Genomic DNA, 16804 nt, shown 5'->3' on the forward strand with positions numbered 1-16804 from the left:
ATGGGAAGAGTCTACACGATTCGGCTCAGCTTGTCAACCTCAATATATAATCCCCAATGGATTCGGAGGAATAAGCGACCAGCGACACGGCCGCGCGTGGCGGCCGTTGTCACGAAACAACCATGCCGGGGTCGCATCTCGAACGGGGTCGAACCTCATACGAAACGGAGTGACTATCGTGAAGTTATCAGGATCGAAAATGTTATGGGCGACCGTGCTGACTTTGGCCGTCTTATGCGGCGCCATGCCGTCTGTCCTGGCCCAGGACGACCGCACCACGGCCAGCGAGGTGGTGGACCGGGACACCCTGAAGGCCTTTGTCCTCTCCGCGAGGGATTACATCGCGAGCATAACTGACATCAATCAGTTGGCGGCGCTCGCGGTTGAATTACGGGAAGAAGGAGGGGATTGGAAAGACGGAAACATGTATTTCGTCATTCTCTTGCCGAACGGTACCGTGTGGTTTCACGGGGCCGACGTCAAATTGGATGGAACCGATGTCTCGGGTGTCAAAGACGACGATGGAGTCGAGGTCGTACAAGAGATTCTCGCTGCAGGCAAAACGGAGGGCGGAGACTTTGTCGAATATACGTGGGACGATCCCTCGGACCCGGACGACACCAATCCCAAGGTTTGCTACGCCCTCGGTTACACATCCGAGTTGGCGCAAACCGAATTTATCCTGGTGGCCGGCTACTACCAGGATCTGTCCGACGTTGAGACCGACATCGGTGAACTCCCCGATCCACCGGCCCTCAACGCAGCGCACGTCGTGGACCGGGAGACCCTGAAATCGTTCGTCCAAGGAGCCGTCGCGTGGACTTTCGAAAGCGTGGTCGAGCATGACTTGGGTTTGGTGAAACTGACGGAGGAATTCCGGAGAGAAGGAGGTCCATGGAGACAGGGGGCCACATACCTCTTCGTCATGACGGAACAAGGGTTCGTGCTCTTTCACGGTTCCCGACCGGACCAGCAAGGTCATATTCAGATCGAACGTGAGGACCGAAACGGATTCAAATTCGTGAAAGCCCTCATCGATGCGGCCACCTCGGGAGGAGGTTACGTCGAATATTATTGGGACGATCCGTCGGTCATGGGAGACGAGGATCTCGGTTCCGCCAAGGTCGGCTATGCCGAGACCATTGCAGTGCCGGACGACAGTCCTGTCTACGCGGGCGAAACCCTGGTGATCGGCTCCGGATTCTACAAGGGACACCAGATGGCTCTGGATTTTGCCCACTTTGCCAACGGGGGTTCCTTCAGCTCCGACGTGGTGCTGGTGAACCTGGCCGCCACGCCGATCCGGCCCCTGGTCTATTTCTATGGAGAAAACGGCGAGCTCATCGATCCGGGATCGATGGTGAACGTCATGGGCAACCTGTTCCCCACCCCCTTCGGGGCTCTGACCCTCATCGCCGAGTTGCCGGCCCTGGGAGAGATCACCATTTCAACCAACGGCATGGGAGAACTCACGACCGGATCGGTCAAGGTGGTCACTGAAGGCCTCGACAGCCCCATCGGCGGGGTGCTTCGATTTGACGCACCCGGCATCGGCGTGGCGGGTGTGGGCGCCAGCCAGGCGGTCCGGGACGCCGTCATCCCGGTGCGCCGCCAGATGGGAGGCCTCGACACCGGAGCGGCCCTCCGCAACCTGAGCGAGTCGGAGCTGACGTTGACCTGCCACTTGATGATGGGCGGCGAGATGATCGAAATGCAGGAGGTCACACTGCCGGCCAACGGCCAGGACGCCATGTTCATCAGCGAGTTGTTCGAACACGACACTTCGGACTTCACCGGATCCATGCGCTGCACGGCCCCGGCGGGCGAGCAGGAATTTACCGGCGTGGCCGTGGAGCTGGATGCCATGAACGGCATCTTCACGACGCTGCCGGTGGTGCCGTTGAGCGGGCACATGATGTCTGACGAGGAGATGGCATCGGACGAATAGTCGAATGGAGGCCATAGAACGAATCCGGGCGGGCCGTATCGTCGGCCTGCCCGGATTGTCCGGTGTTGGAAACGCCGGCTTTCTTCTTCCCGGCCCCTGACTTGACCGGCGGACCGGCCGGAAGCCCGTGGCGATACTTGCCACGGGCTTTTGTTTATTGGATGCTTACCGCCAAAGAATCACATCTCAACGGGAAAGGAACGGATTTTCATGAAGTTCTCAAGATCGATGTTGCTATGGGGATTGGTACTCAGCTTGTCCGGGATTCTCGGCGCAATGTCCCCGATTCTTGCTCAGGACGCAGAGCTGACCACGGCCAAAGATGTGGTGGAGGCGGCTCCCGACGAGACCAAGGATACACTGAAGAAGTTCGTCGAATCCGCGAGAGATCACTTTTTGACCCTTCCCATCAGCGCGCTGCTCACGCTTGGGGACACCCTGCGGGAAGAGGGCGGGGATTGGAACTACAAGTCCATGTACCTCGTTGTCCTGACCGACACGGGCTCCGTGTTTATTCACGGCGAAGATATGAGCAAGGACAACACGGACCTGACGGAAGAGGTGGACGACAATGGGAAAATGGTCGTCCAAGAGATCAAAACGGCTTTGATTGACAATGATGAAGAGGAAATATTCGTCGAGTACACGTGGGACGATCCGGCGGCCGACGACACGAATCCCAGGTATTGCTTTGCCATCAAGGGGGGGCATCCCGCATTGCCCGGCCGGGTGTTCATTCTGGTCGGCGGCTATCACGTGAACGTTGCGACGAGCACGGATCCGGGAGAGGAAACCGAAGAGCTCCCTGAATTGCCGGAGGTTTCGGCCATGGACGTCCGGGATCGGGAGACCTTGAAGGCTTTCGTTCAAGGGGCGGGCGATTGGGCTATTCGGGCCCTGCCGACATTGAGCTTCGATCTGCAGAAATTGGAGGCCATCTTCAGGCTGGAAGGGGAAGGGGGTCATTGGAAGAGCGGCTCCACCTACATCTTTACGATGACGCCTGACGGCAGGGTGATTTTTCACGGGGCCCGTGAAGACCAGGAGGGCACGATCAACATCGACCTGGAAGACCGCAACGGATTCAGATTCGTGGAGGCTCTCATCGGTGCTGCCATCGACGAGGACGCAAGCGGGTATGTCGAGTATTACTGGGACGATCCGGGCGTCGACGGGGATGAGGCATTAGGGTCCGCCAAGGTTGGCTACGCCGAAGCCCTCACGCTACCGGACGACTTCGCGATTTTCCCTGGTGCCACTATCATCGTCGGCTCCGGTTTCTACAAGGGCAACCAGTTGGCTCTCGACTTCGCCCATTTTGCCAACGGGGGAGGCATCACCTCGGACGTGGTGGTGGTGAACGCGTCCGCCAATGCGGTCCAGCCGGACATTTACTTCTACGACACGATGGGCGGACTCATCGAGGCGGGATCAGTCGTGGACGTCATGGGGCAGGGTCTGGAGGTCACGAGCTATGGAGCTCTGACCGTCCCGACCGCAATCCCGTCGCTGGGCGAGGTCACCATCCCGACCCACGGCATGGGAGACCTGATGACCGGGTCGGTGAAGGTGGTTTCCGACAGTACCGACAGCCCCATCGGCGGTGTTCTGCGCTTTGATCTCACCAATGTCGGCGTGGCCGGCGTCGGATCCAGCAAGGCGGTTCGGGACGCCATCTTTCCGGCGCGCCGCATGGCAGGCGGGATCAACACCGGGGCGGCGTTCCGCAACCTGAGCGAGTCGGAGCAGACGCTGACCTGCCGCCTGATGCAGGACGGTCAGGCGCTTGGCGACGATGCGATGGTCGAATTGCCGGCCAACGGACAGGACGCCAAGTTTATCCACGAACTGTTCGACCACGACACGTCCGACTTCACGGGGTCGGTCCGCTGCATGTCGCCGGAAGGGGAGCAGGAATTCACCGCCGTCGCCCTGGAGTTGGATACCAACAACGGCGTCTTCACCACCCTGCCGGTGGTGCCGGTGGATATGGACGGATCCGGCTCCGGCAACGGACAAGCCACACTCTATTTCGCCCACTTCGCCAATGGAGGCGGCATCACCTCGGACATCGTGGTGGTGAACGCGTCCGCCACGGCGGCCCAACCGGACATCTACTTCTACAACACCATGGGTGAAATCATTGATGCGGGATCGGTGTTGGACGTCATGGGACAAGGTCTGGAGGTCACGGACAGCGGATCTCTGACCGTCCCGGACCCGATACCGCCATTGGGCGAGGTCACCATCCCGACCCACGGTATGGGAGACCTGATGACCGGTTCGGTAAAGGTGGCTTCCGACAGCACTATCGGCGGAGTCCTGCGCTTTGATCTGACCAATGTCGGAGTTGCCGGCGTGGGGTCCAGCCAGCCGGTCCAGGACGCTATCTTTCCGGCGCGCCGCATGGCAGGTGGGATCAACACCGGGGCGGCGTTCCGCAACCTGAGCGATTCCGAACAGACGTTGACCTGCCGGCTGATGAAGGCCGGTCAGGCGCTTGGCGACGATGCAATGGTCGAATTGCCGGCCAACGGACAGGACGCCAAGTTCATCCACGAACTGTTCGACCACGACACATCCGACTTCACGGGGTCGGTCCGCTGCATGTCGCCTGCAGGGGGACAGGAATTCACTGCCGTCGCCCTGGAGCTGGATGCAAACAACCGCGTCTTCACGACGCTGCCCGTGGTCCCGGTGGCGCAGTAGAGAGTTACACCGCAGGAATGAATTCAGTGAGAGCCTCCGCTGGTCAGAGTAAAGGAGCACCCACTATGAAACTTCCTAAATCGCTGCTTCTCATGGGGGTCCTGGCTTCGGCGGTCGTCTTATCCGCGCTGCAGCCCGCCCTCGCCCAGGGCAACGGGATCGCGGCCAGAGAGGTCCTGGACCGGGAGACGCTGAAGGCCTTCGTTCAGACGGCAAAGGCATACGTCGAAGGCATCACCGATGCCGCCCAGATCGAGGATCTATTGAACGAGCAATGGAGGTTCGGCTCCGTCTACGTCTACCTTTCGAATGACGAGGGCGTCATCCGCTGGCACGGGGCCAATGCGGCCCTGGTGGACCAGGATCTCAGCGGCGTGGTAGACGCGCTCACCGGGGCCCCGTACGTCCAGGAACTCATCGCCGCAGCCCGATCGGGAGGAGGCTACGTCGAATATCATTTCGACGATCCGTCGATTGAAGGAGATGAAGACCATACTTCCCCCAAATTGGGATACGTCGAGCCTTTTACTTCTCCCATTGCGGACCTCTTTCCGGAACAGGACATGGTCATTGGCTCCGGCATCTATCTCGGACATCAGGTCGCGCTGGACTTCGCCCATTTCGGCAATGGATCCGCAATCAGTTCCGACATCGTGTTGGTGAACCTGGCCGCCACGCCGATCCGGCCTACGGTCTACTTCTACGACGAGATGGGCGAACTCATCGATCCGGCGTCCGTGGTGGATATCGGGGGGAATTTGACAGCCACGGATTACGGGGCGGTTACGCTCCAGTCCGAACTGGCACCCTTGGGCGAAGTCACGATCTCGACCAACGGTCAGGGCGAGACCGTGACCGGATCGGTGAAAGTGATCTCCGACGGTCCCCACAGCCCCATCGGCGGAGTCCTGCGATTTGATGTTCCCGGCGTCGGCGTGGCCGGGGTCGGAGCCAGCCAGGCGGTCCGCAACGCCATCTTCCCGGCCCGGCGCCAGGCTGGAGGCATCGACACCGGTGCGGCGCTCCGCAATCTGAGCGAGAAGGAGCTGACGTTGACCTGCAGCCTGATGATGGGCGGCGAGGCGATGGAAGAGGCGGAAATCAGCTTGGCGGCCAACGGCCAGGATGCCATGTTCATCAGCGAGTTGTTTGAAACCGACACCTCGAACTTCACGGGATCGGTGCGCTGCATGGCGCCGGGAATCGCTCAGAAGTTCACCGGAGTCGCGGTTGAATTGGATGGCGTGAACGGCATCTTCACCACGCTGCCGGTGATTCCTCTGCAGGGCGGGATGCCCGCCATGGAGGAAATGGCGTCCGAATAGGAGGCGGGACTGTTAGTCCCCCATTGGGACAGGCGGCTTCCTTGCCGCCTGCTGGATCGATACAACGATCGGGAAGAATAGAGGGCCTCCGTCCCCCGCCCCCCCTGGTCGGCGACAGGAAAGTCGCCGCTCATCACTTCAAAAACGCGTAGGAGACTCCCAGGGTCAGATAGAGGCATCCCATAAATAGGATGCCGGCCCACCGGACCTTGCCGTAGCGGTACTTGAACGGAAGGAATATTTCCCTTGTGAATCCATTTCGCTTCATTCACACCGCAGACGTTCATCTGGACAGTCCCTTGAAGGGGCTTGCCAGACATGAAGGTTCCGCGGCCGACTCCATTCGCACCGCCACCCGGACAGCTTTGCATCAATTGGTCGGACTCGCCATCGAAGAGCAGGTCTCCTTCCTGATCATCGCCGGCGACCTCTATGACGGCGACTGGCGAGACTACCGGACGGGCCTGTACTTCGTCAGCGAGATGGGCCGCCTCCATAGGTCCGGCATTCCCGTCTATCTACTCTACGGCAATCATGACGCCAGGAGTCAGATCACGCGCCGCCTCACCCTGCCCGGGAATGTGCACGTTTTCGGATCGCGAAGACCACAGTCCATTGCGATTGACAGCCTGAACGTCGTCCTTCACGGACAGAGCTTCAGGCAACGGGATGTCACGGACAATCTGGCGCTGAATTATCCGGAACCATTCCCGGGCGCCTTCAACATCGGCGTCCTGCATACGGGACTCGGGGGTGCCAGCGGCCATGAGAACTACGCGCCGTGTGCACTCGCCGACCTTATCGGCAAGGGCTACGACTACTGGGCGCTGGGGCATGTTCACCGTGCGGAAGTACTTCATTCCCGGCCCCATATCGTGTTTCCCGGGAACTTGCAGGGACGGCACGTGCGGGAGACCGGCGCCAAGGGCGCCACCATGGTCACGATCGACAACGGCGAAATCTCAGATCTTGAAACCTTGCCTTGTGATGTCGTGCGTTGGACCGTCGTGACGGTCGACTTGGGGTCTGCGACAAGCTTCGGCGAGGTCTTGGATCGAATTCGGGATGCCCTTGATGATGCCGTCGACACTTGCTCCGGAGGTCGTCTTCTGGCGTGCCGCATCGTGCTCCAAGGCCGTACCGAAGTCCATGGCCGACTTCTGACGGACGAGGAGCAACTCCTCGCCGAGGCGCGCTCCGTCGCGCTGGGCCTCGGGGATGACGCGGCCTGGGTGGAAAAGGTGATCGTGGAGACCGAACCGGCGATCGCCCCGGAAATCCTGGAGCGGCGGGAGGATGCCGTCGGCGAACTGCTCCGGATGCTGCAGGAGGCGGGGTCCGATACCGACCTGCTGCGCCGGCTGGAGACCGACATCGGTGGGATGGTCCGTCGGCTACCGTCGGAGGTGCGGTCCGCAGTGGAGGATACGGTGCTGAAGGCCGCGGTCGACGGCGACCACGCGGCGTTGATCGGCGGAGTGGCGCCGTTTCTGTCCGCACGGCTGACGGAAGGACGAGACTGAAATGCGTTTCGGACGGCTTGACCTGCTCCGTTACGGGCACTTCACGGACCGTTCCTTCGGGTTTCCGGCCAGCGAGGTCGATTTCCACGTGGTGTTCGGTCTCAACGAGGCCGGAAAATCCACCGCGCTCTCGGCCATCGAGGACCTCCTGTTCGGCATCCCCGTGAGAACCCCCTACAATTTTTTGCACGACTACGGGAGCCTGCGGATCGGCGCCGTCCTGGAAAACGAACAGGCGTTGCTGCAGGTGGTTCGCCGCAAGGGCAGGAAGGATACGCTGCTCGGGACCGACCAGCTTCCGCTGCCGGGCGGCGAGACCGCGTTGCGACCCTTTCTGGCGGGCGCCGATCGTCCTTTCTTCGAGCGGATGTTCAGTCTCGACCACGTTCGGCTCGAAACCGGCGGTCGCGAGATTCTGGAAGCCAAGGACGATGTCGGGCAGGTGCTGTTCTCAGCTGGCGCCGGGCTTACAGGCCTGCGAGATCTGCTGGACGAGCTTTCCCACGAGGCCGACGGACTCTGGGCGCCGAGAAGGGCGAGACGCAGAAAGTTCTATCGGGCTCTTGACAGGTTGAGGGACGCCGGAACGGAGCTGCGGCAACGGACGGTCACGGCCCACAAGTGGCATGAGTTGAAACAGGCGTTCGAGCGCGCCGAAGAGGCCTACGCCGGAATCGAGTCCGAGTTCGAGAATCTTTCCGCCGAAGTTCGCCGGCTCAGTCGCATCCGGCGCGTCTATCGCGAGGTCTGCCGCATGGTCGACCTGGAAGAGGAAAAGGATATTGCGGCGTTGGAAAAGGTCGTCCTGCTGCCCGAAGACGCTCGACGGGTCCTGGAGGAATCGGAGCGAAGGGACAGCGAGTTGACCACCCGGATCGAGACTCTCTCCGGTCGCCTGGCCCAAGCGCGGGAGGAGTTGAGCACTCTCAAATACGATGAACGGCTGATCCTTCGCGACCCGGACATCACCCATCTCCATGAACGCCGGATCGAGGTCCGCCGCGGGAAGGATGACCTTCCGAAGCGGCAGGCGGAGCTCGCCGCGGCGGAAGTCGAGCTGCGGGACCTGGCCGCCGAGTTGGGCTGGAAAGAGGAAGTCGGCAAGTTGATCTCACGCATACCGGCGCGGACCAAGCTGGGGGTCCTGCGGTCCCTCCTGAGCCAGCGAGGCAAGCTGGCCTCGGACCGGGAGAACCGGGACGAGAACGTGCAGGAGGCGCAAGCCGAACACGAAGAGATTCGACAGACCATCGAGGTCATGGGCGAGACCTTCGATGTCTCTCGGTTGAGATCGGTCATCAGGGCGATCCGGGAGAGCGGCGACATCACCGGGCGCGTACGCCGGGCGGAGTTGGACGTCAAGCACACGCAGGATCGCCTGGATCGACTGCTCTCCGCCTTGCACCCGGCTGTCCCGAGTCCGGAAACCGCCAGGGAGATGCGCGTGCCCCCGGCGGCCACCGTGCAGGCGCATCGGGACAAGCTGCAGAGCTGGGAGCGGCGCAACCGCGAGGCGGTCCGCCAACTTGCCCGCGCCAAAAAGGAACTTCATCGAGCTCGCAAAAAATTCCGGAGCGCCATGCAAGAGGAACAGATCGTCTCCTTGGAGACCCTCCGGGAGGCCAGAGACGATCGGGACGCTCTCTGGAGATTGGCCAAGAAAAGGCACATCGACAATCTGCGGGTGACCGCCGAGGAGGCGGGGCGCTACGCGCACGCGCTCGATGACCTGGCGACGGCCGTGGCAACCGCGATACGCAACGCGGACGACTTGGCGGACCGACGATTCGACAACGCCGAAGCGGCCGGACGCTTAGCGGAGATGTCCCGCACCATCGAGGAGCAGGAGTCCGGCGTGTCTCAGCTCACCCAACTCCGGGAGGAGCTCGTTCAGGAAGGCGAGCGTCTGCACGCCGATTGGGAGACCTTGTGGAGCCGGGCGCCATTTTTGCCGTTGCCTCCCGACGCCATGCTGGAGTGGATGAAGACGCGAAATGATCTGCTGGAAGCGGTCGACGACCGGGCCAGGGCGGCCCGCACGCTGGAGGTCCACTGCGAAGAGCTGCGAGAGGCCAGAGCGGAGCTCCTGGCCGAATTCTCGTCACTCGGCGCCGACCCCGGCTTGTTGGAGCAGCAGACCCTTCCGATGTTGCTGGAGCGTGCGGACGGAATACGTTTGGATCATGAGCAGGAGGCGGACACCAAGAGTCGATTCGAGGACCGCCTGCAGGAAGCGAAGTCCACCCTGGAGCGTCGCCGCCGCGAGTTGGCCCGGGCGGAGCAGGCGTGGGTCCGGTGGCGGAAGGAGTGGTCGGCCGCCCTGACCGATGTCGGGCTCGCCACGGGCTCGAATCCCGATTCGGTGTCCGCTCTGATCGACGTCATGGACCGGATACGAGAGAAGTCCCTGCGGATCAACGACCTGCGCCATCAACGCATCGGAAAGATCCGGCGAGACGTGGCCGACTTCGAGGCCCTCGTCGAGAAGATGGTCCATGAGGTGGCGGGAGACCTCTCCGATACACCCGCCGAGGACGCCGTTTTGGAGATCGAGGACCGCTTGGCCGACGCTCGGCGCACACGTGACCTTCGGGCCAGGAAGGAGCAGGAGACAAGAGATCTGGAGAACAACCTCCGCGTCCTGGTGGAGGACCGCGAAGCGGCACGTGGGTCGGTCAACTATCTCAGGGACGCGGCCGGCGTGGGGACCAGTGGGGAGCTGAGCAACGCCATTGAGAAATCCGAATCCCTGCGGGCGCTGCACCTCGAGCTGGCTACGATCCGGAAAGCACTGGAGCAGCAAGGGGATGGTCTGACGGCGGCGGAGTTGGAAGAAGAGTGCGAAAACGTGGATCTGGACCAGGTCGTGGCCCAGGAAGACACGACCCAGGCCAGACTGAGGCGATTGCGGGACCGGTTGGCCGCCGCTGCCGAGCAGCGAGCTCAGGCTCGAAGCGCTTTCCAGGCGGTCGGCGGCGACGCGGCGGCGGCCCGAGCCGAAGCGGCGCGTCAGGAGGCTCTCGTGGACCTCGGCCAGATCTCCGAGCGCTATATCCGCGTTCAGACCTCGGTCCTCTTGCTGCGGTGGGCCATCGACCGCTATAGGCGCGAAAAACAGGCTCCTCTGCTCAGGCGCGCCGGCCAGCTCTTCGCGACCGTCACCGGGGGCTCGTTCACCGAGCTTCGGGTCGACTACGACACCAGGGATCAGGCTCATCTGATCGGAACGAGGCCCGATGGTGAGGTCGTTCCCGTGCCAGGCATGAGCAGGGGAACCGCAGACCAGCTTTACTTCGCTCTGCGCATCGCTTCCATCGAAGACTATCTCGGTCATGCCCCGGCCCTGCCCTTCGTTGCCGACGATCTGTTCGTCAACTTCGACGATGACCGGGCGCGAGCCGGCTTCCAGGTGCTGGGAGAACTGGCCGGGAAGACCCAGGTGCTCTTCTTCACCCACCATCGGCACCTCCTGGAAATTGCACGGGAGACGTTGGGCGGCTCAGTTTCCGATGTGGACCTGACCCGGCGCTGAGATCTGCGGATTCGTGGAGTCTCCGCGAGTCCGTCTCAGTTTCGCGCCCGGCGGCCTCGGCCTCTCTTCCCGGAAACAACGATACGGGCGACTTGGAAGGGGGACTTTCAGTCCCTCGCCCGTCGGTGCAACTACGGGATTCGGCGACAGGAAAGTCGCGGCTCTCGTCACTTCAGAAACGCGTAGGACACTCCCAGCACCAGGTAGAGGCATCCCATCAACACGATGCTGGCCCACCAGGCCTTGCCGTAGCGGTACTCGGCCGGCAGGTACTTCCGCCCCAGGAAGGCGTAGGCGACCATCATGATGCCGATCATGGGTGTGTCGATGGCGCCCATGACCAGGACCAGGGTGACCGGCTTGGGGAAGAAGGCGTAGACGGCCCAGGAACCGGCCATCATGGCGCTCAGAATCAACTTCTGCCAGACCTGGGGCGACAGCCTGCCGAACAGGCCCGGCGCCTTCATCCGCAGGGGCTGCAGGAACATGCGCGAGGAGCCGTCGAAGATGGAGATGGCGGTGCTGATGATGGCGGCCCACGCCCCCAGGTAGAAGACGTTCCGGGACCAGGGCCCCAGGACCTCGGTCATCATCAGGCTCAACTCCCGCGCCAGGCCCGGACCCCCAAGGGTGATGCCCGCCGGGTGCAGAATGCCGACGCCCAGGATGAAGGTGGACATGCAGACGATGAGGCCCAGCACATAGGTCAGGACGATGTTGGTCCGGTTGATCCGGAGCCAGCCCCGCATGCGGCTTACCTCCTCGGGCGAGTTGGGCTGAAACTGCTCCCGCGTCAAACGGCCATGTTCCCGGGCGTGGCCCAGAAGCCCCATCCCCCGTTCTTCGGCCCAGGCGCTGTACTTGATGGTTCCCGAACCGGCCATGACGATCCCGGCCAGGAACATCATGACCAGCAACTGGTCGAAATCGGTGGCCATTCGCGGCACCAGGCCCCGGCCCAGCTCTCCGGTCACGTCCGGAGCCACGAAGCTGGCGCAGATCAGCAGGCTCAGCGTGAACAGCAGGCACATGACCGTGTTGAAGGTCTCCACCGGCCGGTAGCCGCCGACGATGAGAATCACCCAGACCAGCAGGAAATTGAGGAAGGTCCAGAACACCTGCTGCTGGATCTCGCCCGCTCCCGGCAGCAGTCCGCCGAAGATGTCGTGGCAGATGAGCCCGGCGATGGCCACGATCCCGCCTCGCAGCAGGAAGTCCTTGATCAGGTTGATGCAGAACCAGATCCAGGGCACCCAGGAGAACGGCGGTCCCATCCCGGAGCAGGCCTCCAGGAAGTTCTGGCCGGTGACGATGGAGACCCGGCCGATGGCCTCGTTCCAGAAGGCCTTGGTGACGATGGTCAGGAGGATGAGCCACAGCAGGGCCCCTCCGTAGCGGGCGCCCGCCACCGGCTCGGTGAGGATCTCGCCGCTGCCGATGGCCTCGGCCAGGAGCATGAGCATGGGCCCGATCCAGGCCAGGGCCGTGACGGTCTCTCCCGAGACCCGCATCACGCGCGGTTGTGTCGATCCCGTAGCGGTCATGGGTTCGGCCTATTCCGTCCAGAATGCATAGAGGCTCGCCTGACGCATGTGGAAGCGGATCCGGACCTGCTTTCCTTCCAGCGCGGCCCAATTGGGAGTCCCCTTCCACTTGAGCTCGCCCTTCAGGTGATCTCCTTTGACCGGGATGCTCTTGTCCAGCGAGAAAGTGTCGGTGGGACCCAGGATCTCCGCCCGGATCTGGCCGCCGGAGGCGTCGGCGTTCACGAACAACCTTCGGCCCTCCAAGTTCAGGCGGACAGTCGTGAGAGTCCCCTCCTGGTGGCCGGCGTCCATGGAAACGAAGCCGTCCAGGCGCAGCTTGGCCAGCAGGATGGCCCCGTTGTCCGGGACCGACACGTAGCGCCGCCGTCCGTCCACGAGAGGACCGATGTTGTCCGGCTGAAATCGCCGCCGCATCCCGCTGTAGTAGAGCCACAACTCACCGTCCCGCACGATGGGACGCGTCGGCGGAACGATGGTGCCGGTGTCGTAGCGGCCCAACCCGTCGTAGGAGAGGGGGATGAAGATGGCCCGTCCCGCCACCCTCTGCCATTCCCTCAGGTCCCGCGTGGAGACCATCTCCACCATGTGGAACCCATCCTGGTTACCGATGGGCGTGGGGCCGGTCTGATGAAATTTCATGGGCAGGCCCAGGTACATGCCCTCGTAGGGGAAGACGGGCATGTTGTAGATGTCCACGTTGTAGTGGGAGGGCTGGTTGATGGCCATGGGGACCCAGCGGGGATCGGACACGCGCTCGGCGATCCGCTGCCGGCCCACGACCTGGTCCTCGCCGTCCGCGTGGAAGATGAGCCTGGGCTCGGTCCAGTTTGCGAAATCCTTGCTCACGGCCAGGTAGACCGACCTTCCGTAAGGTGCGGCGTGCTTGACGGTGGAGAGGAACTGCTTGCCCAGCTCGTCGTAGATCATCTGCGATTCGTCGGCGCTGGGGACGGCGGAGACCTCCAGAGGGGTCCAGTGAAGGCCATCCGGCGATACCGCCGGCTGCCGCTTCCCAATTCCGAACATGCCCTTGTAGCGCCGTTCCGGCACGTCGTGGGGATCGTAGACGACGTGATAGAGGAACTGTTCGCTTCGGTCATGCTCCGCCACCAGGTTGTTGGCCTTGGACCCGTCCCATTCGACCAGGTTCAGCACCGGCTTGTCCCAGCGGAGCCCATCCTTGGAGACGGCGACCAGGGAGGTATGCTGCTCCTTCGTCCCCTTCCCCTTCTTGGCGAAGGCCATGTAGTAGAACTTCCACAGCTTCTCATCCGGGACCCAAAAAGGGGCCGTGCGCGCCTGCACCACGAAGTTCTCCCAGGGATGCACGGGCCGGATCATGGGGTCCGGGTGCTTCGTGGGCTGGTGCAGAGTGCGCTTGACATTGACCAGCTTCCCGATGATGTGGTCGTCGACGAAGAGCTGCTTGTGCTCGGGAGTCACCTGCGGGATGTATTGGGCCGGCAGCAGGGTCCAGCTTCCTTGAATGACTGCGAAAACGACCAGGACGACGATTACGATCCGGTTCATGTGCCTTCCTTCCGATATCGGTTCCTCTATCTCAACCTTTTGATGGGAACGGCATCCGTTCCGGCTCCCGGGGCCGGACCGAGGCCGCCGCAAGGTTACGCTTGAGACGATCCCCGCTGCAACCTCTGGAAGGTCCAACCCGGACGGACGGGAAGCGCCCGATTCAGACCAGGACGACCTTTCCTCCCGGCTTGAGGATCAGGACGTCAGTGGCCGGCAAGCGATAGTTGCGCGCCGCCAGCGCCGTGACGAACTCCGCCGGGTGCCCTCCCTGCGACCTCACCGGAGGGGACGTGAATCCGTAGTGGCAGGGGATGACCACCTTCGGCTGCAGGATCTGCGTCAAGAGGGCCGCGAACCCCACGCCCAGGTTGGTGTCGTTGATGGGAAGCAGCAGGTAGTCCACCTCGAGGTTGCAGTTCTCGCCCTTGTGAGGGTGGTCGAAGCGGCCGTCGCCCGGATGGTAGATGTTGCCGTAGCGGGTCTCGAGAAGGAAGCCGCAGGCGCCCTCTGAATTTCCATGCCGGGCGTATTGAATCCGGACGGTGAAACCCTCGCCGCGGATGCGGTCCCCATGGGCCACAGCCTGCAACTGCTCTTTGGGAACTCCCTCTTCGATCAACATGGGGTGGCACGACGGCGGTGCCAGAATCCGGGGATTGTGACGGGAGAGAGCCTTGACCGACCGGGGCTCGCAGTGGTCGGTGTGATCGTGGGTCACGAGGACGTAATCGGCCCGCTTCACGTCGGACCCGGAGAGCGGGTAGTGCTCGGTCTCCATGTACAGGCTGTCGGGGTCGTAGAAACGGACCTCCGGAGGAAGCCGGTCCGCCTTCCGGCGCGCCTCCCGCAACTCGGCATAGAGTGGATTGCCGCTCTGGAGGATCGGGTCCAGGAAGATGATCACCTCCCCCAGCCGGACCACGAATCCCACGTTCACGAGGGTCCAGATGGCGTCGTAGCCGCCGGCGCCGAACACCTCTCCCGCGATCTTGCGCGGCTGCGGGAGCGTGAGTCGACCCGTTCTCTTCCCCTGCGCCTGAGGAACACCGGTCGAGGCGGCCGCCACTCCGGCCGTCAGACCGGTCTCGATAAAGCTTCTTCGATTCATGGAAACAACTCCTGGAGGACTTGTACGGTGAACGGCGCGAACATAGACTTTTCCGTTGAGAAACAGAGCACAACGGAGCCGTTCCGTGAAAATTGCAATCGCTGCATTATTGCAAGAGACGAATACTTTTTCCCCTCAAGCCACGGTCCGGGACCACTTCCTGATGACCCCGGGACGCGAGTTGATCGAAAGCCACCAAACGGAAAACAGCGAGCTGCATGGATTCGTGGATGCGCTGACCCGGGCCGGGGCGCGAATCGCGCCCATTCTGGGTGGATGGGCCGTCAGTTACGGCAGGATCAAGGCCGGCGATTTCCACTCGCTGCTGGATGAACTCAAGGAGGGAATCAGAAAGGCAGGCCCCCTGGACGGATTGCTCCTGGCGCTGCACGGCGCCTGGGCCGGCGAGGGAATCGACAGTTGCGACGGCGCCGTCCTGCGGGAGGCCAGAGAGCTGTTGGGGCCCTCGGTTCCCATCGTCGCCACCTTGGATCTCCATGCCAACCTGACCCGCGCCATGCGGGAGAACGCCGATGCCCTGGTGGGCTATCAGACCTGTCCCCACGTGGACCTTTACGACACCGGACGGCGGGCGGGCGACCTGATGATCTCCCTTCTCCGGCGCGAGGTCCGCCCCACCATGCACGCCGTGAAGATCCCCATGGTGGTCCAGGCGGAAAACATGCTCACGGACCGGGGCGAATTCCGCCGGATTTACGACCGTGTCCGGTCCTTGGAGGGCCGGGGAACAACCGTCTCCGCTTCAGTATTTGCGGTCCAACCCTGGATGGACGTGGAGGAGCTGGGTTGGGCCTCGCTGGTCATCACCGACGGCGATCCGGTACGGGCCAGATCTCAGGCCAATGAATTGGCCCGCTTCATCTGGTCCGTCCGAGAGTCGTTCGTCGTTGCCCTCCCCACGGTGGAGGACGCCTTGGAGCAGGCCCTTTCCGTACGCGGGGGTCCGGTGGTGCTTGGAGAGGGTGCGGACGGAACCATGGGGGGCGCGCCCGGCGACGGGACCAGCATTCTGGCCGGCATCCTGAGCAAGGGAATCAATGTGCCGACGGCGGCCGTGGTCGTCGATCCCGTCGCGGTCGAGAAGGCGATCCGGGCGGGAGTCGGGAATACCGTCACCCTGAGGGTGGGGGGAAGGTTGGATCCCGACTACGCCTCGCCCGTTCGCGTCACGGGCAAGGTCAAACTCATTTCCGACGGCGAGTTCCGTTACAAGGGCCGTGTCTACACGGGCCGCAAGGTCGAGATGGGGAGGGCCGTCGTGTTGTCCATCGGACGCATCCGCCTGCTGATCTCCCAGCGGCCCGTTCCCACAACCGATCCGGAGCTGTATCGAAGCCACGGAATCGAACCGCGGGACATGAAGCTGGTGCTGGTCAAGTCGCCGCTGGGAATGCGTACCGAGTACGAACCCATCGCTCGTTCCATCATCATCGTGAACAGCCCGGGATGCTGCAGCCCCGACTTGACCAGGCTCCCGTTCGTGAGGATGCCCCGGCCCATATTCCCTTTCGACGAGTTCGACTATTCGCCTGGCGATTAGAAAGCGGAGATTGTCCGA

General features: G+C 62.6%; 10 protein-coding genes. 6 read left to right on the forward strand and 4 right to left on the reverse strand.

Annotated features, from left to right (window positions below):
• Positions 1-244: 244 nt before the first annotated feature.
• From OXT71_02140 to OXT71_02150, 3 genes are all read left to right on the forward strand, one after another.
• The gene (locus OXT71_02140; GenBank protein MDE2925180.1) at positions 245-1948 is read left to right on the forward strand and encodes a cache domain-containing protein; all 1704 of its coding nucleotides are present in this window, start codon (positions 245-247) and stop codon (positions 1946-1948) included.
• A gap of 276 nt (positions 1949-2224) precedes the next feature.
• On the forward strand, positions 2225-4657 hold the full coding sequence (locus tag OXT71_02145; protein MDE2925181.1) for a cache domain-containing protein: 2433 nt from the start codon (positions 2225-2227) through the stop codon (positions 4655-4657).
• Positions 4658-4722: 65 nt separating this feature from the next.
• Positions 4723-5982, forward strand: coding sequence for a cache domain-containing protein (locus tag OXT71_02150; protein MDE2925182.1), 1260 nt, complete (start codon positions 4723-4725; stop codon positions 5980-5982).
• A 133-nt stretch (positions 5983-6115) separates the two neighbouring features.
• On the opposite strand, the gene OXT71_02155 is transcribed toward OXT71_02150, so the two are convergent.
• Entirely contained in the window at positions 6116-6250 is a 135-nt protein-coding gene (locus OXT71_02155) for a hypothetical protein (GenBank protein MDE2925183.1), read from the reverse strand.
• Here OXT71_02155 and OXT71_02160 point away from each other — a divergent pair.
• Positions 6231-7505, forward strand: a complete 1275-nt coding sequence (locus OXT71_02160) for a DNA repair exonuclease (protein MDE2925184.1) — start codon at positions 6231-6233, stop codon at positions 7503-7505. The genes OXT71_02155 and OXT71_02160 overlap by 20 nt on opposite strands.
• 1 nt (position 7506) lies before the next feature.
• Entirely contained in the window at positions 7507-11037 is a 3531-nt protein-coding gene (locus OXT71_02165) for an AAA family ATPase (protein MDE2925185.1), read from the forward strand.
• A gap of 167 nt (positions 11038-11204) precedes the next feature.
• Here OXT71_02165 and OXT71_02170 read toward each other — a convergent pair whose 3' ends face one another.
• From OXT71_02170 to OXT71_02180, 3 genes are all read right to left on the reverse strand, one after another.
• A complete protein-coding gene (locus tag OXT71_02170; GenBank protein MDE2925186.1) occupies positions 11205-12581 on the reverse strand; it encodes an Nramp family divalent metal transporter in 1377 nt (458 codons plus the stop codon).
• Between the two features lie 9 nt (positions 12582-12590).
• Positions 12591-14114 carry a hypothetical protein gene (locus OXT71_02175; GenBank protein ID MDE2925187.1) on the reverse strand — a complete coding sequence of 508 codons (1524 nt, stop codon included), beginning with the start codon at positions 14112-14114 and terminating at the stop codon, positions 12591-12593.
• Positions 14115-14277: 163 nt separating this feature from the next.
• The gene (locus OXT71_02180) at positions 14278-15225 is read right to left on the reverse strand and encodes an MBL fold metallo-hydrolase (GenBank protein MDE2925188.1); all 948 of its coding nucleotides are present in this window, start codon (positions 15223-15225) and stop codon (positions 14278-14280) included.
• A gap of 85 nt (positions 15226-15310) precedes the next feature.
• On the opposite strand from OXT71_02180, the gene OXT71_02185 reads away from it, so the two are divergent.
• Positions 15311-16786: a M81 family metallopeptidase gene (locus OXT71_02185; protein ID MDE2925189.1), complete on the forward strand. Its 1476-nt coding sequence runs from the start codon at positions 15311-15313 to the stop codon at positions 16784-16786.
• Positions 16787-16804: the final 18 nt, after the last annotated feature.

Source organism: Acidobacteriota bacterium (assembly GCA_028874215.1).
Taxonomy (GTDB): Bacteria; Acidobacteriota; UBA6911; order RPQK01; family JAJDTT01; genus JAJDTT01.